At 74.3% G+C, this 17,766-nt stretch carries 14 protein-coding genes and 1 riboswitch; of the genes, 7 read left to right on the forward strand and 7 right to left on the reverse strand.

Annotated elements, in window-relative coordinates:
• The 4 genes from AC07DW_RS19250 to AC07DW_RS19265 all read right to left on the reverse strand — a co-directional run bounded on the left by AC07DW_RS19250 (position 1) and on the right by AC07DW_RS19265 (position 3,287).
• Positions 1–861 (reverse strand): class 1 isoprenoid biosynthesis enzyme, encoded by an 861-nt coding sequence (locus tag AC07DW_RS19250; RefSeq protein ID WP_478858847.1) that lies wholly within the window; start codon positions 859–861, stop codon positions 1–3.
• Positions 858–1,670, reverse strand: coding sequence for a beta/alpha barrel domain-containing protein (locus AC07DW_RS19255; protein ID WP_478858848.1), 813 nt, complete (start codon positions 1,668–1,670; stop codon positions 858–860). Before AC07DW_RS19255 ends, AC07DW_RS19250 begins: the two co-directional genes overlap by 4 nt.
• Positions 1,671–1,920: 250 nt before the next feature.
• Positions 1,921–2,610 carry a hypothetical protein gene (locus AC07DW_RS19260; protein ID WP_478858849.1) on the reverse strand — a complete coding sequence of 230 codons (690 nt, stop codon included), beginning with the start codon at positions 2,608–2,610 and terminating at the stop codon, positions 1,921–1,923.
• Positions 2,607–3,287, reverse strand: a complete 681-nt coding sequence (locus AC07DW_RS19265) for an ATP-binding cassette domain-containing protein (protein WP_478858850.1) — start codon at positions 3,285–3,287, stop codon at positions 2,607–2,609. The genes AC07DW_RS19260 and AC07DW_RS19265 overlap by 4 nt, the downstream gene beginning before the upstream one ends.
• A 336-nt stretch (positions 3,288–3,623) precedes the next feature.
• Here AC07DW_RS19265 and AC07DW_RS19270 point away from each other — a divergent pair, with 336 nt between their 5' ends.
• The 4 genes from AC07DW_RS19270 (at position 3,624) to AC07DW_RS19285 (ending at position 9,635) form a co-directional block, all read left to right on the forward strand.
• Complete coding sequence (locus AC07DW_RS19270) at positions 3,624–4,766, forward strand: glycosyltransferase family 2 protein (RefSeq protein ID WP_478858851.1); 1,143 nt, start codon at positions 3,624–3,626, stop codon at positions 4,764–4,766.
• Between the two features lie 39 nt (positions 4,767–4,805).
• Positions 4,806–5,627 carry a glycosyltransferase family 2 protein gene (locus AC07DW_RS19275; RefSeq protein WP_478858852.1) on the forward strand — a complete coding sequence of 274 codons (822 nt, stop codon included), beginning with the start codon at positions 4,806–4,808 and terminating at the stop codon, positions 5,625–5,627.
• A gap of 1 nt (position 5,628) precedes the next feature.
• On the forward strand, positions 5,629–7,203 hold the full coding sequence (locus tag AC07DW_RS19280; protein ID WP_478858853.1) for a glycosyltransferase family 2 protein: 1,575 nt from the start codon (positions 5,629–5,631) through the stop codon (positions 7,201–7,203).
• Between the two features lie 185 nt (positions 7,204–7,388).
• Entirely contained in the window at positions 7,389–9,635 is a 2,247-nt protein-coding gene (locus AC07DW_RS19285) for an MMPL family transporter (protein ID WP_478858854.1), read from the forward strand.
• On the opposite strand, the gene AC07DW_RS19290 is transcribed toward AC07DW_RS19285, so the two are convergent.
• Together AC07DW_RS19290 and AC07DW_RS19295 are read right to left on the reverse strand one after the other, a co-directional pair.
• Positions 9,608–10,333, reverse strand: a complete 726-nt coding sequence (locus AC07DW_RS19290; protein ID WP_478858855.1) for a class I SAM-dependent methyltransferase — start codon at positions 10,331–10,333, stop codon at positions 9,608–9,610. The two genes, AC07DW_RS19285 and AC07DW_RS19290, sit on opposite strands and share 28 nt — an antisense overlap.
• Positions 10,334–10,347: 14 nt before the next feature.
• Positions 10,348–11,598 carry a BtaA family protein gene (locus tag AC07DW_RS19295; protein WP_478858856.1) on the reverse strand — a complete coding sequence of 417 codons (1,251 nt, stop codon included), beginning with the start codon at positions 11,596–11,598 and terminating at the stop codon, positions 10,348–10,350.
• Between the two features lie 189 nt (positions 11,599–11,787).
• Between AC07DW_RS19295 and AC07DW_RS19300 the strand changes: the two genes are divergently transcribed.
• Positions 11,788–11,964, forward strand: a complete 177-nt coding sequence (locus AC07DW_RS19300) for a hypothetical protein (protein WP_478858857.1) — start codon at positions 11,788–11,790, stop codon at positions 11,962–11,964.
• A gap of 65 nt (positions 11,965–12,029) precedes the next feature.
• Here AC07DW_RS19300 and AC07DW_RS19305 read toward each other — a convergent pair whose 3' ends face one another.
• Positions 12,030–13,142, reverse strand: a complete 1,113-nt coding sequence (locus tag AC07DW_RS19305; protein WP_478858858.1) for a S1 family peptidase — start codon at positions 13,140–13,142, stop codon at positions 12,030–12,032.
• A gap of 238 nt (positions 13,143–13,380) precedes the next feature.
• Here AC07DW_RS19305 and AC07DW_RS19310 point away from each other — a divergent pair, with 238 nt between their 5' ends.
• Together AC07DW_RS19310 and AC07DW_RS19315 are read left to right on the forward strand one after the other, a co-directional pair.
• Entirely contained in the window at positions 13,381–16,167 is a 2,787-nt protein-coding gene (locus AC07DW_RS19310) for a SpoIIE family protein phosphatase (RefSeq protein WP_478858859.1), read from the forward strand.
• Between the two features lie 507 nt (positions 16,168–16,674).
• A riboswitch (cyclic di-AMP (ydaO/yuaA leader) is annotated at positions 16,675–16,840 on the forward strand.
• A gap of 4 nt (positions 16,841–16,844) precedes the next feature.
• Complete coding sequence (locus AC07DW_RS19315) at positions 16,845–17,579, forward strand: transglycosylase SLT domain-containing protein (protein ID WP_478858860.1); 735 nt, start codon at positions 16,845–16,847, stop codon at positions 17,577–17,579.
• Positions 17,580–17,766: the final 187 nt, after the last annotated feature.

Genomic DNA, 17,766 nt, shown 5'->3' on the forward strand with positions numbered 1-17,766 from the left:
TCACGCCGTCGCGGCGGTGGAGGGCCCGGGCGGGCGCGGCACGTGCGGGGGGACCAGCCGGTCGAGGACGTCGTCGGTGTAGAGGTCGACGACGGGGGCGAGGGCCCGCGAGGCCGGTTGTTCCCGTATCGCCCCGTGCGCCCGGGCGCGCAGCCGTTCCAGCAGGCTGACGACCTGTGGTCCGGTGACGGCATGGGTGCGCAGCAAGTGGCCGAGGTTGCCGTCGCGTTCGCCGTCGCGGGCGTAGTCGGTGAGGTCGTCGGCGATGGTGATGACGGTGCCGAACGCCTCGGCGAAGGCGCGGGCGGGCGCGAGGGCGCCGGGCACCCGGCCGGCGAGCGCGGCGAGGGAGCCGTAGCAGCCGAGGAACGTCGCGCCGTACGTGCGGGCGTGGGCGCGCCACTCGTCGAGGGTGCGGGCGCGGTGCCGTTTGGTGCGTATCTGCCCGGCGCAGATGGTGGTGAAGTCGCGCTGCAGCAGGTCGGTGACGGCCTGGGCGTCGTGGCTGAGGCGGCACAGTTCGCGCAGGGCGGTGAGGTGCAGGTGGAGGGCGAGGCAGGCGAGTTCGACGCGGTCGAGGCCGCTGTCGTCGTCCATGAGGTCGTCGACGAGTTTCATGGCGACGATGTCGAGGGCGAGCGCGGAGGCCACTTGGGCGCGCACCGGCCGGTCGGTGATCCACTCGGTGAGGAAGTGGGGTACGCGCAGGTAGAGGCGGAGGGCGGCGACATGGGCGACGAGGTCGCCGGAGCCGCCGCCCGCGGCCACGCAGGCGGTCACCCGGTCGCGGTTGGCCGCCTCGGTGGCGAGCATGGCGGCGCTGTACTCCTCGGTGAGCGGGGCTCTGTGGGCGTCGTTCACCGCCGGGCCCCCCGTATGTGCGGGACGAGACCGGGACGGGCGGCGGCGAGGCCGCGGAGCGTCGTGCGCCAGTCGTCGTGCTCCAGGGCGCCGGCGAAGCCCACGTAGTCGGCGCCCGCGTCGAGGTAGGCGGTGACGCGGTCCCGGGAGCGGACGTTGCCGCTGACGAAGAGGATCTGGTCGGGGCGGAGCCGGTTCCGGAAGTGGCGGACCACGTCGGGCGGCACGTGGGCGTGGCGGGAGTAGAGGTACACCATGTGGAAGCCGAAGGTGAGCGCCACGTCGATGTGCCGGTCGAGCTGGGCGGTGCCCGTCCCGACGGGCACGGTGCCGAGGAGGTCGCCGGTCCTGCGGTCCTCGCCGAAGGTGAGCGCGACGGTGAGCAGGAGTTCGGGCCACTGCTCGCGGTCCAGCCGGCCGGGCATGGTGAGCAGGGTCTCCAGGAAGCTCTTCCAGACGAAGTAGTCGTCGTGGGAGCCGAGCAGGGCGGGCAGGATCACCGCGTCGGCCCCGGCCGCCAGGGGGAAGCCGACGCCCCTGCGCGGCGGGAAGTGCAGCAGGACCGGTAAGGACGTGGCCGCCTTGATGCGGGCCACGTAGGGTTCCATGCGCGTTTCGAACGCCTCGTAGTCGGTGCTGGCGAGGATGACGAAGGGGAAGCCCAGGTCGTCCAGGGCCACCGCCTTCTCCACCGCTTCGGCCGGCGGCACCTTGAACGGGTCGATGATGTGCACCGGGCCGGGTCGCCGGTCACGCAGGCCGGTCAGTACGTGCCGTGACGGTAGTGCGAGGTCGGACAACGGTTCCATGGAGCGCTCCCCTCTCCTCTCGATGGGCGTGCGGCGGGGCGCCCGGAAACCGTGGGGCGGAACATTCCGGCAGCGATGAGCGACCGGAAATCAGGAATTCCGGTTCGCCCGGCGGGTCGCTTTCGGCATTCCGGACGACCGGCAGCTTTTATCGGCCCCCGAGCGCGCGGAGTTCACTGTACAGTCGTTCATTCGGCCGAGGTAGAGGCGAAATTCAGCGAGCGAATACGTGCGGTGGTACGTCGGAGCGTCAGCCGAATTGCATGTGGGCGCGGCGCCGCAGCCGTACCGACTGGACGGCGCTGCTCACCGCCGTCAGGAGCACGGCCGTGACGACCGCGTGCGTGACGCCGGGGGCGAGGGATCCGGCGCCCGGTCCGTCGACGGCGTACGTGATGATCTCCCGGGTGGACCAGAACGGCAGGGCGCGGGCGGAGTCCTTGGCCGGGTCCATGACCATCTGGGCGCCGATCACCGAGATGAGCAGCAGGGTGCCTTCCATGTCACGGGGCACGGCCAGCCCCAGGAGCAGTCCGAGAGGCACGGCGACGAGCGTGGTCAGAGCCAGTTCCAGGGCCACGGCCGTCAGGTCGCGCACGTTCTGGTCGACGGCGATCAGCAGCGCGTAGAGCGCCGAGACGGCCAGGCCCGCGGTGACGAGGGCGAGGACCCGCCCGAGGTGGAGGTGGCGGGGCCGGAAGCCGCCCAGGGCGAGACGTGGCTCGATCTCGCGCCCGCCGACCGAGGAGAACAGGGCCGCGGCGCTGACCGCGAAGCCGAGGCCCAGGCTGGCGAACCGGATGGCCTGGCCCGGCTCGTCGTGCCGGCCCAGGTAGAACACGAGCGGTACGAGGAGCAGCAGGCCGAGGACGCCGCGCCTGCGGGTGAGTTCGAGCAGGGTCATCTGCGCCATGCGCAGGGTGCGGAACGCCGGGTTCACAGGGCCGCCTCCGTCGCCGTGCGGGGGCTGAGGTCGAGGACCTGGTCCACGCGGTCCAGCCGGTTCAGCATGTGGGTGACGACGACGACCGCCTTGCCTTCTTCGCGCCAGTCCCACACGTTCTGCCAGAAGTCGAGGTAGGAGCCGCGGTCGAAGCCCTGGTACGGCTCGTCCAGGAGCAGGACGTCGGGGTCGCCGAGCGAGGCCAGGACCACGTTGAGTTTCTGCCTGGTGCCGCCGGAGAGGTCCTTGGCGAGGGCGCGCCGGTTCACCGTCCAGTCCAGGGCGCGGGCCAGTTCACGGCCGCGCCGGGCGGCGGCGCCCCGGCGCATGCCGCGGCCCGCGCCGAAGAGGGTGAAGTGCTCATCGGGGGTGAGGAAGCCCAGGACGCCGGCGTTCTGCGGGCAGTAGCCGAGACGGCCGTTGACGGTCACCCGGCCGGCGTCGGGCGAGGCGAGTCCGGCGCAGATCTTCAGCAGGGTGGATTTGCCGGCGCCGTTGCTGCCCACGACGGCCGCGACCTCGCCGGCCCGTACGGCCAGGTCGACGCCGTTCAGGACGCGCCGGCGGCGGTAGCTCTTCACGATTCCCCGTGCGTGGAGCAGTACGGGCGCTCCTTCGTCGCCGGGGCTCTCCCCCAGCCCTGTTGTCCGTCGCGTGCTCGCGGGATACACCATGGGTGCGTCACCCCTCGGTCGGTGGTGTCGGTCTGCGGTCCGCCGGACGGTCACGGGGGGTGGGGCGCTCTGCATTCGGTGATCTTGCCGTGCGGCACCTGTGGAACGGTCGCCTTTTTACCACGCCCTCTGCCCGGCACCACGCCTTTCCGCCATAACGGCGCAAGGACCCAGGACGTCAATTCCGGCCATTCGCGGGGAAGGCGGGCAGGGCCATCTTGTGATCATTCAGCGGAATTGGCTAGCCTCGCGGACCGGCGCCACCCATTTGTTCTGCGATTTCTTCACGGTTCCCGGCGATTCCGGGTGAACCGACCGGCCGGGCGGAGGGCATGGATGCGCGCGGGCAGCCACGACGGACGGACCCGGCTCCAGCGCGCCGTGGCCCGGGGGTTCGACCCCGGACCCGAGGTGCGGCCGCCGGTCACCTTCGTCCTGCCGCCGGGCGAGCGGCCGGACCTGCTGCCCCGGGGCGGACTGGGCGTCCTGCTGCCGACCTATGTGGGGCGGTGCGGCGCGGAGGACCACGCCGCCATGGTCGGCCACGTGTGCGACGCCCTGGCGGAGGCGCACACCGCGCACCCGGACGTGCCACTGACGGTCTGGGTAGGGATGCAGTACGGGCCGGGCCAGTTCGAGGAGGCGGTACGCCGGCTGCGCGGGACGGCCGCGGTGGCGCGGCGGGGCACCGGTTGCGGCGCCCTCGCGTTCGCCGGCCTGGCGCTGCCGGGGCCGGGCAAGATCCGCACCGTGAACGCGGCGGTGCGCGCGGGCCGGGACCGGGACTACGCGGGCTGGCTGTGGATCGACGACGACGTGGAGCTCGGCCCGGGCTGCCTGGCCCGGCTGCTGACCCGGTTCCGGGAGCGTGGCTGCACCGGGGCGGTCGGCGCGCGGCTGGTGGCGCTGCCGCGGTCGACTCCGGCGTCGCAGGTCATGGACCGGGTCTCCGGCTGTACCGTGCCGCCGGGTGCCTGCCCGGTGGCGGGCTGCATGCTCGTGGAGACGAAGGTGATCGCCGGCGGGATCCCGCCCCGCCGGCTGGCCGACGACGGTTTCGTGCTGTTCGAGCTGCTCGACCCGGCGGCCGGTGACCCGCTGCGCGACCTGGAGGTCCTGCCGGACGCGTACTGCCGCACCTACCGGGTCGGCGGCGCCCGTGACACACTGCGCCGGCTGCGCCGCTCCCTCTACAGCCATGTGACGTGCATGGCGGACTATCCACGGGCGACGGCGCGCCGGTACTTCAGGGAGGTCCTGTTCCACGGCCTGTGGCCGCTGGCCCCGTGGGACGGCGGCCGCGGCCCGCTGCGGGGGGCGCTGCGGTGGACCGTCAAGGCCGTGCACCTCGGCTGGTTCTGCGCCGTCGCTGCGGGCCTGGTGGTGCGCGGGCTGACGCACCGTCCGCTGCGCTCCGTGCCGTGGGGCGACCAGGGCGACTTCCGCCGACCGGACACGGTACGACCGGCCCGGGCCTGACGCTGCGGGCCTCACTCACGACCGAGAAGGGGAGCCGCGGTGTGGGCACCGGCTGAGAACACCAGGGCGACCGCCCTGACCGTCATCCTTCCGCACTACGACTGCGCGGCCTATCTGGGCCAGGCCGCCGGGTCCGTCCTCGGCCAGGACTTCCGCGACCTGACCCTGGTGGTGGTCGACGACCGTTCGCCCGGCGACGACTGGCTGGCCGCCCTGCGCCCCTTCGCGGACGACCCCCGGCTGGTGGTGCTGCGCACCTCTCGCAACGTGGGCCACCTGCGCATCAAGAATGCCGTGCTGGAACGCGTGCGCAGCCCGTACATCGGGTTCCAGGACTCGGACGACATCAGCCTGCCCGGCCGGTTCCGGCGGCAGGTGGCCCTGCTCGACCGGGGCCGTGCCGACCTCGTGGGCTGTGGTTACGAGTGCATCGACGCCTCCGGCCGGGTCACCGGCCGCCGCAGGATGCCCCGGTACGGCAACCTGTGGATACGGCTGGGCCGGTCGACGGTCGCGCTGCACCCATCGACGGTGGTGCGGCGCGAGGCGCTCCAGCGGCTCGGGGGCTTCGACGGGACGGCCCGGCTGGGCGCCGACACCGACTTCCACCTCCGGGCGGCACGGCTGTACCGGCTGCGGAACGTGAGCCGGGTGCTGTACCGGTACCGCGTCTGGCCCAAGTCGCTGACCCAGGCACCGGAGACCGGGTTCGGCTCCGACGCGCGCCGGGCCTACACCGAGTCCCTGCGGCGGCGGGAGGAGGAGAGGCGCCGGGCCGGGTCCCGGGCGGAGCTGCTGCCGCTGCTCGTCGCGCCGCCGAACGACGTCGACTTCGACCTCGACCCGGTGGACCCGGCCTGACATGACGGTGTCGATGGGCGTCGTGGTCCTGTCCCCCGACGGCGAGTGGGAGGCGGCGGTGGGCAGCCTGCTGACGCAGAGCGTGCGGCCGGCCGCGATCACGGTGGTCACCTGGGTGCCGGGCCGGCTGCGGAGGGATCCGCGGGTACGGGTGGCCCACTGCCTGCCGGCCGCCGCCGCCGAGGTGTGCCGCCGGGAGGCGCTGCGGACGCCGGCCGACTTCGTGGCCTGCCTGGGCGGGCGGGACGAGGCGCTGCCGGGATGGCTGGAGACGCTGGTGGAGGCGTGCCGCGCCCCGGGGACCGCCGAGCGGGTCGAGGTGGTGCGGTACGGCGCCGTACGGATCCGGCCGGACGGGGTGGTCGGCGGTGTGGTGCTGCCCGCGCCGGAGCCGGACGGACCCGCCGGGCGCGTCCCCTGGGACGGCGCGCTCTTCGGTGCCGGCCGCTCCGGGGACGTCCACGGGCGGGACGGCGCCCCCTGCGCGGTACGGCGGGACCTGCTGGCGGGGACCGTCCCGGGGCCGGCCCGGTGCGTGGCCGTGCCCCGGCTGCTGCTGCGGCGGTACGCGCCGTGCGGGGGCTTCCCCGGCGCCGCCCGGCCCGCCCCCGGTCCCGCCGCCCGGCCCGCCCCCGGTCCCGCCGCCCGGCCCGCCTCGGTGTCCCCGGCCGGTCGGCCGGCTCCCCCGGCCGCACGGCCCGCGCCCGGAAGCCGCCCCGCCCGCCCGGCGCTGGTCTCCGTGGTCCTGCCGGTCCGCGACGGCGCCCGGACACTGCCCGCGCAGCTGCGGGCGCTGGCGGAGCAGACGTACACCGGCGCGGTGGAGGTGCTGGTGGTGGACAACGGCTCGACCGACCGCACCCGCGAGGTGGCCTCGGCGGCGCGCGCGCTGGTCCCGGGGCTGAGGGTGCTGGAGGCGGGCGACCGGCCTGGCGAGGGGTACGCCCGCAACGCCGGGGTCGCCGCCGCGCGCGGGGACTTCGTGGCCTTCTGCGACGCCGACGACGTGGCCGCCCCTGGCTGGCTCGCGGGCCTGGTCGAGGCGGCCGGAGGGGCGGACCTCGTCGGCGGTGCCCTGGACGTCGGGCTGCTCTCCCCCGAGTACGCCGACGAGCAGCCGGTGCCCCTGACCGAGCAGGGCGACTTCCTGCCCTTCGCCCGCGGCGCCAACTGCGCCGCGTGGAAGGACGTCCTGGTGGCCGTCGGCGGCTGGGACGAGTCGTACCGGGGCGGCGGTGAGGACATGGACCTGTCCTGGCGGGCCCAGTTGTGCGGTTTCCGGCTCGCGTACGCCCCCGACGCCCTGATGCACTACCGGCTGCGCGACGGCCTGGTGCCGCTGGCCCGCCAGAAGTGGAACTACGGGCTGTCCGGCGCCCGGCTGTACGCCCGCTACCGGCACGCCGGCTTCGAGCGCCGCCGGCTGTCCGTCGCGGCGGTGAACTGGCTGGTGCTCCTGGTCCGCCTGCCGGACCTGGTGCGCTCCCGGAGGCTGCGGCGGCGCTGGGTCCGGTACGCGGCACGGCTCGCCGGGTTCCTCGCGGGAAGCGTGCGGCAGGGCGTGCTGTACCCCTGATCCCCGGCGCCGGCCCGTCCGCCCCCGCACCGGGGCCGGACGGGCGGACGGGCGGTGCGTCCGCCGTCCGGGTACACCCGCCGGGTCGCGCCGAGCGTACCGGTGGCCCGTGTGGAAGGTTGGACAGTCCGAGTTCGAGTCCGGCCCCGGCGACGGCTCCGGGGCGAAGGCGTCAGGAGACACATGTGCGGTCCGGGAGCGTAGGACGGCGGCGCCCGGGTCCCCTGTCCGGTGGCCCGCTGGGCGCCCTCGCCGAACTGGTCCTGCGCTTCCCCGTCCGTACGCTGCTGCTGACCGGCTGCGCGCTGCTGGTCGCGGCGGTGGCTGCCGTGGGCGTGACCGGGAAGCTGCACCACGGCGGTACGACGCCCCCGGGGTCCGAGTGGGCGCGCGCCGAGCACACGCTGTCCACGGCGTTCCGCGGCGGGAGCCCGACGGTGACGCTGGTGGCCACGGCGGACGGGGGCGGATCGGTGGACGATCCGGCGGCGGTACGCGCCGGGACGCGGCTGGCGGAGCGGGCCCGGGGGCTGCCGAAGGTGGTGGGGGTGCGCTCGTACTGGACGGGCCGGCCCGCCTCGCTGCGCGGCGGTGACGGGCGGTCGGCGCTGGTGCTGCTGCGGGTGGCGAGCAGTGAGGCGACGGCCCACAAGGACGTCGAGCCGCTGCTGCGGGAGCTGACGGGCCGCCACGGGCCGCTGGCGGTCGCCGCCACCGGGCCGACGCCGGAGGGGCTGGCCATCGAGCGGCAGAGCCGGCTGGACCTGCACCGTACGGAGTTGCTGGCCGCGCCGCTGACGGCGGCCGTGCTCGTCGTCGTCTTCGGGAGTGTCGTCGCGGCGGCGCTGGCGCTGCTGGTGGGGGTGTGCGCGGTGGTGGGCGCCGTCGCGTTCCTGGGCGGGCTGTCCCATCTGACGACGGTGTCGGTGATCGCGCTGAACCTGACCACGGCGCTGGGGTTCGCGCTGGCGGTCGATTTCGGCCTGTTCATGCTGGCCCGCTACCGGGAGGAGCGGGCGCGGTACCGCGACGCGGCGGATGCGGGCGAGGCCACGCACCAGGCGCTGGTGGCCACGGTGTGCAGCACGGGCCGTACGGTGGTGTGCTCGGCGCTGACGGTGATCGGCAGTCTGGCCGCGCTGCTGGTGTTCCCGCTGGACATGCTGCGTTCCGTGGCGTACGGCGGGATCGCGGTGGTGGCGCTGAGCGCGCTGCTGGCGGTGACCGCCCTGCCCGCCGCGCTGCTCCTGCTGGGGCCGCGCGTCGACGCGCTGTCGGTGCGCCGCCGCCGTCCCTGGGCGGTCCGGGACGGTGGCCGCTGGTACCGCCTCGCGTTCGGGGTGATGCGCCGCCCGGTGCCGGTGGTGCTGGTGCTGGGCGTGCTGCTCACCGCGCTGGTCCTGCCGTTCGCGGGCGCGAGGTTCGGGACGTTCGACGACCGGGCGCTGCCGGCCGGATCGGCGACGCGGCAGGCCACGGACACGGTGCGCCGGGACTTCGACCACCACGCGCTGCATCCCGTGCAGGTGGCGCTGGTGGGCCTGGACGCCCGGTCGGGTGCCGCGGCGCTGGACGGCTACGCCCGACGGCTGGCCCGGCTGGAGCACGTGGCGCGGGTGGAGACGGCGACGGGCACGTACCAGGAGGGCAGGCGGGTGGGGCCGGCCGTGCCGGGTTCCGGGTACGCGTCCCCGGCGGGCGTGTGGGCGGCGGTCGTCACCGACGTCGGTCCGGAGACGGCGGAGGGCGCGGAGGTGGCGCGGGCGGTCCGGGGCGTCTCCGCGCCGGTCCCGGCGCTGGTGGGCGGTACGCAGGCGTGGCTCGCGGACCTGGGTGACACCGTCCGGGCCGGGACGGTGCCGGCGCTGTCGCTGATCGCCGTGGTGACGCTGCTGTTGCTGGGGTGGTGCACGCGCAGTGTGGTCCTGCCGTTGAAGGCGCTGGTCCTCAACGTCCTGAGCCTGAGCGCCACGTTCGGGGCGATGGTGCTGGTGTTCCAGGAGGGGCACCTGAGCGGGTGGCTGGGCGGCTTCACGGTGACGGGCGTGACCGACACCGTCGTGCCCGTCCTGGTGTTGTGCGTGGCGTTCGGCCTGTCGATGGACTACGAGGTGCTGCTGCTGTCCCGGACGGTGGAGGAGCACGAGGCGGGCGCGTCGACACGGCAGGCGGTGGCGCGTGCCGTACAGCGGACGGCCGGGCTGTTCACCGCGTCCGCGCTGGTCGTGATCGTCGTGATGGCCGCGCTGGCGGCGTCGGGACTGCTGCTGCTGAAGGTGGTGGCGGTGGGCCTGGCGGTGGCGGTGTTCGTCGACGCCACGGTGATCCGGCTGCTGCTGGTGCCCGCCCTGATGGCGCTGCTCGGCCGGGCCAACTGGTGGGTCCCGACCGTGCGGCCCGCCCCTCAGTCCTTGGTGCCGATGAAGAGGTAGTACGGCACCCGGGCCGGCAGGTACGGCACCGGCGAGAGGCTCTCGCGCACCCGCACGGCGGTGAACCGGGCGCGGAGGTAGGGCAGGTGGTCCGGGGACAGGAAGACGTCGTTGTGGCCGAACCAGGCCGGCCACAGGTGCCGGCGCCAGGCGGCGTGCCGCGCGCCGCCGGCGGGGTGCTTGCGGGAGACGTAGAAGTCGCAGACGGCGATGGTCCCGCCGGGCCGCAGGACGGCGCGGGCGTGGTCGACGGCCGCGAACCAGTCGGGCATCATCGTCAGCGCGTACGAGAACACGACGACGTCGGCCTGCCCGTCCCGGGGCCGGAAGTCGGTGGCGCTCGCCAGGACGGTCTCCACGTTGTCCCAGCCGGACCGCTCGACGCGCCGGCGGGCGACGTCCAGCATCGACGCGGAGACGTCGACGAGGGTGATGGCGCGGAACTCCTTGCGCTGCCGCTCGCCGAGGTGCGCGATGTTGCTGCCGGTGCCGGCGCCCATGTCGACGAGGTGGCCGCCCGGTACGGACGGCAGCAGGCCCATCAGCTCGCGGCGGCCGTGCAGGAGCCGTTCCCGGAAGGCGTCGTAGTCACCGGCCGCCGAGCGGTAGTAGGACTCCATGCGCTCGGCGGGCGTCTCGCCCGCGACGCGCGGGAAGGCCATGTGGCGGATGGTGCGCAGGTCGGACCGGAGTCCCATGGTCGCTCCCTCGGTCAGGGCAGGTCGGCGATGTGGAAGCTGCCGTAGGTGTGCACCCGGTCCTGTTCGTGCAGGCGGGCGGCGAGCTCGGGGTGGCGGTGCAGCAGGTCCGTCAGCCGTCGCGTACGGCCCTGGTGGACGACGCTCACCGGGTCGAGGTAGCGGGTGCGCAGTCCGGCGCTGCGGTAGATCACCCGGGCGCCGGGGCGGGCCGCGTCGACGATGGCCTGCCACTCCTCCGCCAGGGCGGCCTGGTCGCGCCAGCCCATCCAGTCCATGTGGTCCAGCAGCACGAACTTCGAGACGTCCGGGCGGGGCCCGGCGGTGAGGAACCCGGTCACGGTCGTGGTGCGGACGTCCAGGCGCGGCAGGGCGTCGCGGAGGCGGGCGAAGTTGCCGGCCTTGAGGTACTCGGGACAGCACGTGGGCGTGTACGAGCCGGTGATGTACGCGCGCCAGAAGTAGTTGTCGGCCACGGACAGCCGGCCGAAGATCGCGTCGAACCCGTCGTGAATGAGCTGGGCGGTGCCCCCGGGGTACTCCTCGGTGATCTCGTGGCGCTGCTGGGGCGGCACCCCGGCGAAGCTGAGGGCGAGCGGCTGGGCGCCGAGCCGCGCCGCCGACCAGAGCTTGTCCCGCAGCCGCGACTCGTAGATGTGCCGCTGCCGCTCCAGCGTGGGCGCGGCCAGCAGCTCCTCCAGGTGCGGGCCGAGGCCCTGGAAGCGGCGCAGGAAGAGCATGAGGCCCTTGGCGAGGAAGCCCGAGGTGCCCCGGTAGTAGAAGGAGTTGCGCCAGCCCCGCCCGGCGAAGGCCTCGATGTACCCGTCCCAGTACCGCCGCGCGAAGGGCGACAGGTCGGGGCGCAGCGCGTCGCGGTACATCTCGTGGGCCCGTACGGAGCGGCCGGCTCCGAACAGTTCGAAGAACTCGCCGTGCGTCAGGTGCCGGACGCCGGCCGCCTTCAGTTCCAGCAGGGCGTTCTGGCGCGGGTTGACGTCGACGGCCGTCACCCTGCCCGCTCCGGCGAGCAGGTAGTCCAGCGCGTTGCAGCCACCGCTGGTGATGACCAGGACGTGGTCGTCGGGCCGGATGCCGAGGGCCGCGCGGTCGAGCGCCGGATCCTCCCAGCAGGCGTTGTAGACCAGCTTCCGGTCGTGCAGGGCGGTGAACATCCGCCCCGCCAACGGGGTGCCCGCGCGGGGGGCCGGCAGCGCCGGGGAAGGGGCGGCGACCGGTGTCACGTCGGCGGATGGGTACGAGGGCATGACCCTCACCTTGCTGGATGGAGCGCCCCGGCCGGTGCGGAGACACCCGGATTCCCCCGGCCGGCCCAAGCCGGGCGGCGACCCACTGGGCCGGGCGGGCGGCATCCGGCCCCGCCCGGGCCGGGACGGCCGGCGCGCGGACCGGGCCGGGGGACGCTGTCCGGTGGACCGAGCGAGGGAGTGGCCACCGTGGGACGGCAGCGAGAGCCGGGCGTGACGCCCCTGGGCGTGGTGGGCGCCGTCGTGACCCTGGTGGCGCTCACCCTGCTGGTACGCGCCGGCCGGCGCCCACCCCGCCGTCCCCGAGCCGGCCGCCGCGCCCCCGGGGAACGCTGGACGCCCCTGCTGCCCATCCCCGGCGCCTAGGCCCGGAACCGCGTGCCGCCGCCGGGCCGGTGCGCCCATGCCGGTGCGCCCCGGCCCGGCGGTCGTCAGCCGCCGATACGGGCACCGACCGCGGCGAGGGCGGTGGTCACGGGCTGGAAGAACGTCTCGCCGCCCACGTCGCAGTTGCCGCTGCCGCCCGAGGTGAGGCCGATGGCGTCGCCCTCCCTGGTGAACAGGGAACCGCCGCTGTCGCCCGGCTCGGCGCACACGTTCGTCCGGATCAGTCCCGTGACGGTGCCCTCGGGGTAGTTCACGGTGGCGTTCAGGCCCGTGACCTGCCCGTCCCGCAGCCCCGTGGTGCTGCCCATGCGGAACACCTGCTGCCCGACCGCCGACTCGGCCGCCTGCCTGATGTCCAGCTTCCGCCCGCCGCCCACGTCGACGACGCTCGGGGCCTCGGCGTTCGGATCGTCGTAGGTGACCAGGCCGAAGTCCCCCTCGCCGGGGAAGACGCTCTCCTGCACTGAGCCGAGCACCGTGCCGTTCCCGTCCGCCCACTGCCGCGAGGCGGCGGTGCAGTGCCCGGCGGTCAGGAACCCGTTCCGCCCGTCCTGGGTGGTGACGTTGAAGCCGAGCGAGCAGCGCGAGCCACCGCCGAAGATGGCGTCGCCGCCGTCGACGAAGGGCTTGAACTCCCCCTGGGACTTCTGGATCCGGGCCATGCCCGGCCCCAGGGACGCGACCGCCGACTCCAGGGTGTCCCAGCGGTCGCCGGTGACCGTGCGGTCGGCGGTGACGACGACCTGGTTAGACCGGGGGTCGACGGCCCACGCCGTCCCGGGGATGCCCGCCTTCCGCGACAGCGTCCGGGTGGCGGACGTCAGCTCCCCGGTGCTGTTGCGTACGGGGCGGGGGACCGCGCCGGCCTGCTCGACCTTGGCGTTCTCCGCTTCGTCGCCGTCCGCCACGTTGACCACGAGCCGGCGCTTGCCGGTGTCGTAGTACGCCCCGCCGTAGGAGTCGCCGAGGGACGCGCCGAGCTGCCTGGCCACCTGTGCGGCGGACGCGGCGCTCAGCGTCTTGGCGGTGACCCGCCCCGGTTCCGTTCCGGACTGGGAAGCGTTGGCGTTGGGCAGCAGGATCGCCGCCGCGGCCATGCCGACCGCCCCGGCTCCTGCGAGGACGGCTTTTCGCTTGGGTATGCGCCTGTGACTCAACTCCGCTGCTCCTGCTGCTGGTTCGGACTCCGGTAGCCGTCGGCGACCGGGGGACGCGTCCGCCCCTAGGTACGGACGGTGCGCCGGATGCGTTCACCGCCGCGACGACCGGTCGGCCGTCACCGCCCGGCCGCGATCACCGACGGCGGCGGTGAGCGGGCCGGCCGGCGCGGTCGCCTGGTCCACCGCGTCCCGCCGCGGGTCGCTCCGGAAGCCGATGCGATGTTAGAAATAGGGCATGAGCGGACGTCTCGGACGGACCAGGCGAGCGTCGGGCCGCCCGGCCCCGGGACGCGCACCGAGCGCTCCTGACCGGACCCGGTCCTCGGCGGCGCGGCGTCCGGCGCCACGAGGGGTGCGGTCGCTGCTGGGCGTGCGCACCGTGGCCGGCCAGGTGCTGCTGCTCCAGATCGTGGTGGCGGTGCTGTTGATCGCCGCCGCGGTGGTCGGACTGGCGGTCCAGGCCCGTTACGACGGCGAGCACGACGCCCAGAACCGCTCGCTGGCCGCCGCCGAGTCCTTCGCGGACGCCCCGGGGACCGTGGCGGCGCTGAAGTCGTCCGACCCGACCGCCGCGCTCCAGTCCTCGGTGCGCAGGGCCCGGGACGGATCCGGCCTGGATTTCATCGCGGTGATGACCCCGGACGGGACGCGGGTCGCGGACAACGAACCGTCGCTGGTGGGCCGCCGGGCCGAGGGCGTGGAGCGCGCCGCGGCGGGGACCGCCTTCACGGAGATCTTCGAGGGCGCGCCCAACGACGCCGCCCGCGCCGTCGCCCCCGTCATCGACGACGACGGGGCGGTGGTGGGACTGGTGAGCGCCGGCGTCTCGATCGAGAACGTGGGCGACGCGGTCAACCGCCACCTGCCGGTGCTCCTGGCCTCCGCGGGTGCCGCGCTCGCCCTGGCGGTCGGCAGCTCGGCACTGGTGAGCCGGCGGCTGCGCCGCCAGACGCACGGCCTCGGGCCCACCGAGATGACCCGGATGTACGAACACCACGACGCCGTTCTGCACGCGGCGCGCGAGGGCGTGCTCATCATCGGGGACGACGGCCGGCTGACACTGGTCAACGACGAGGCGCGGCGGCTCCTGGAGCTGCCGCCGGACGCGGAGGGGCGGCCCGTCACCGACCTCGGTCTGGACGTGGGCACCGCCGAACTGCTCGCCTCGGGGCGTGCCGTGACCGACGAGGTGCACCCGGCCGGGGATCGCCTGCTGGCCGTCAACACCCGGCCCACCGCCCCGTTCGGCGGGGCGTCCGGCACGGTCGCGACGCTCCGCGACACCACCGAGCTGCGCGCGGTGTCGGGGATGGCGGAGGTGGCCCGGGAACGGCTGAAGCTGCTGTACGAGGCGGGCGTGCGGATCGGGAGGTCGCTGGACGTGGTGCGGACCGCCGAGGAGCTGTCGGAGGTGACCGTCCCCGGCTTCGCCGACTTCGTCACGGTGGAGCTGCTCGACCCCGTGCTGCGCGGCGAGGAGCCGTCGGGGAGGCACACCGAGATGCGGCGCACGGCGGTCGGCGGCATCCGGGACGACCATCCGCTCCAGCCGGTGGGCGACCTCATCAGGTTCGCCGTCCCCACCACCCCGATGGCGGCGGCCCTGACGAGCGGCCACGCGGTGCTGGAGCCGGACCTGAACGTCGCCGACGGGTGGCGGGCGCAGGACCCCTCGGGGGCCCGGGAGGCCCTCGCGTACGGCATCCACTCCCTGGTGACGGTGCCGTTGCAGGCGCGTGGGGTGGTGCTGGGCATGGCCAACTTCTGGCGCTCGGAACGGCCGGAGCGGTTCGAGGAGGAGGACCTCGCCTTCGCCGAGGAGGTGGCCGCCCGGGCGGCGGTCGCCATCGACAACGCGCGCCGCTTCACCCGCGAGCACGCCATGGCCGTCACCCTTCAGCGGAGCCTGCTGCCGCGGGTCCTGCCGGAGCAGGGCGCGCTGGACATCGCGTACCGCTACCTGCCCGCGCAGGCGGGGGTGGGCGGCGACTGGTTCGACGTCATCCCGCTGCCGGGGGCGCGGGTCGCGCTGGTGGTGGGCGACGTGGTGGGGCACGGCCTGCACGCCGCCGCCACGATGGGCCGGCTGCGGACGGCGGTGCACAACTTCTCCGCGCTGGACCTGCCGCCGGACGAGCTGCTGGGCCACCTGGACGAGCTGGTCTCCCGCATCGACCGGGAGGAGGCCGGCGACGGCGACGGCATCACCGGGGCGACCTGCCTGTACGCCATCTACGACCCGGCGTCCGGCCGGTGCAGCGTGGCGACCGCCGGGCACTTCGCACCGGCCCTGGTCCTGCCGGACGGCACGGTGGAGTGCCCCGACGTGCCGGTGTTCCCGCCCCTCGGGCTGGGCGATCTGCCGTTCGAGACCGCCGAGCTGGAGCTGGCGGAGGGCACCGGGATCGTGCTCTACACCGACGGGCTGATCGAGCACCGCGAGCGTGACGTGGACACCGGGCTGCGCGTGTTGCGCGAGACGCTGTCGGGGCACCCGGACCGGACGCCTGAGGAGACCTGTCAGGCGGTGTTCGGCGCCATGCTGCCGCCGCACCGGCGCGACGACATCGCGCTGCTCGTGGCGCGGACGCACCTGATGGACCGGGCCCGCGTCGCCGAATGGGACGTGCCTCCCGACCCTTCGGCCGTCGCGCGGGTGCGGGCCGCGTGCGGGCGCCAGCTGGAGCGGTGGGGGCTGGAGGACATCGGGTTCAGCACCGAGCTGATGCTCAGCGAGCTGATCACCAACGCCATCCGCCACGGCTCGGAGCCGATCCATGTGCGGATGCTGTACGAGCGCTGTCTGATCTGCGAGGTGTCCGACGGCAGCAGCACCTCCCCGCACCTGCGGCGGGCGGCCACCACCGACGAGGGTGGCCGGGGGTTGTTCCTGGTGTCCCAGTTCGCCGAGCGGTGGGGCACCCGGTACACCCCCACCGGGAAGGTGATGTGGACGGAGCAGTCCCCGGCCGCCGGGCCCCGGCAGCCGGTGGAGCTGATGCTGGACGACGTGTCCTGGTGACCCGGACGCGGTCCCGGCCCGCGCGGGGCGCGCGGGAGGCGGGGGCAGCCCGTCGACGGGACGCGTTTGCTTCCGGGAGCGGTGAGGAACGACTGGGGGCGTATCGCGGGACGCCCTTCGACGAGTGGGAACGAATCCGTTTTGTCCCCCTATCCGGTGCCGGGTCCTCGTGGACGGTCGACCGGCTGCCCGCCGTTCGCCACCGCGCCGCAGGCGTTACGCACCATTTCGTCGGTTAAATGCGCTTCACCGGAAATACATTTTCCGCCCATATAGATGGTGAAACACGGGACTTGTAATGCCGGTTCGGCGTGCGTGACAAGAATCACTGAGCGGCTCTGCCGTCGACCCGTTCGGGGGGCTGGTTTCCCGTTCGTACACAGCGAAGTTGACGGGCCGCCATCCGGGGCGACGGGGTTCACGGCGCTCGATCCGTGCCTTGTTCCCTCGGGCATCTCTCGCTTACGGTCCCCTCAATCCGGATGGACCGCCGAATCCTGCCGCCGTCCGGAAACCCCACCCACTCACGTACGCACGGCAGGAGCGGGGGACCCAGGTAAGCCGCCGGACCGGCATACGCCGGAACGGCTCGGGGTGAAGTCGCGCTCATCACGCGGCCGGACATCTCCCGTCCGAACCCGACAGCTCACCTCGTAGGCGCCGGAGAGGAATTCGTCATGCCCGCAAAGGGTAAGCACCGCCGTCCCAAGAGCAGTCCGCTCACCCGTTGCCTCGTCGCCGTGGGCACCGGCGGCGCCGCGCTCGCGCTCCCCGTGATCGGCGCCACCACCGCTCAGGCGGCCCCGAGCACGGCACCCGCCGTCGCCGCCAAGGCCGCCGCGGCCACGCACACCGTCGTCGCGGGCGACTCCCTCTCCTCGATCGCGAGGGAGCACGGGGTGAGCGGCGGCTGGAAGAAGCTGTACGAGGACAACCGGAAGGCCGTCGGCGCCGACCCGTCCCTGATCCGCCCCGGTCTCACGCTGGCCATCGGCGCCAAGGCCGCGGCCGTGCGCTCCTCCTCGGCGCCCGAGCGGGCCGACCGTTCCGCCGATCGGAAGGCCGCGCCGGTCGCCGCCGCGGCGACGTACCCGGACAACCTCGACGGCTGGATCCGGGAGGCGCTGGACGTCATGGGCCGGCACGGCATCCCCGGCACGTACGAGGGGATCCACCGCAACATCATGCGCGAGTCCTCGGGCAACCCGTTCGCCATCAACAACTGGGACATCAACGCCGTGAACGGCACCCCCTCGAAGGGGCTGCTCCAGGTCATCGCGCCGACCTTCGAGGCGTACCACGTGCCGGGCACGGCGACGGACCCGTACGACCCGGTCGCCAACATCACCGCCGCCTGCAACTACGCGGCCGACCGGTACGGCTCCATCGACAACGTCAACGGTCCGTACTAGTCCGGTACGGGTCCCCTACCGGCCTCGGGACCGGTACGGGGTTCCCGCCGGTCCTCCGCACCCCACCGCCGGGGGGGGGGGGGGGGGGGGGGGGGGGGGGAGGGGGGTGGGGGGGGCGGGGGGGGGGGAGGGGGGGGGGGAGGGGGGAGGAGAGAGGGGGGGGGGTGGCGGCCTCCTAAAAAAGGGG

Source organism: Streptomyces sp. NPDC045701, from assembly GCF_056432045.1.

What these genes read in the sequence shown, in the direction of transcription:
- AC07DW_RS19255 (WP_478858848.1), bottom strand. Translation starts at nt 1,670, where the DNA reads ATGGAACCGTTGTCCGACCTCGCACTACCGTCACGGCACGTACTGACC.
- AC07DW_RS19265 (WP_478858850.1), bottom strand. Translation starts at nt 3,287, where the DNA reads ATGGTGTATCCCGCGAGCACGCGACGGACAACAGGGCTGGGGGAGAGC.
- AC07DW_RS19270 (WP_478858851.1), top strand. Translation starts at nt 3,624, where the DNA reads ATGCGCGCGGGCAGCCACGACGGACGGACCCGGCTCCAGCGCGCCGTG.
- AC07DW_RS19280 (WP_478858853.1), top strand. Translation starts at nt 5,629, where the DNA reads ATGACGGTGTCGATGGGCGTCGTGGTCCTGTCCCCCGACGGCGAGTGG.
- AC07DW_RS19290 (WP_478858855.1), bottom strand. Translation starts at nt 10,333, where the DNA reads ATGGGACTCCGGTCCGACCTGCGCACCATCCGCCACATGGCCTTCCCG.
- AC07DW_RS19295 (WP_478858856.1), bottom strand. Translation starts at nt 11,598, where the DNA reads ATGCCCTCGTACCCATCCGCCGACGTGACACCGGTCGCCGCCCCTTCC.
- AC07DW_RS19310 (WP_478858859.1), top strand. Translation starts at nt 13,381, where the DNA reads ATGAGCGGACGTCTCGGACGGACCAGGCGAGCGTCGGGCCGCCCGGCC.
- AC07DW_RS19315 (WP_478858860.1), top strand. Translation starts at nt 16,845, where the DNA reads ATGCCCGCAAAGGGTAAGCACCGCCGTCCCAAGAGCAGTCCGCTCACC.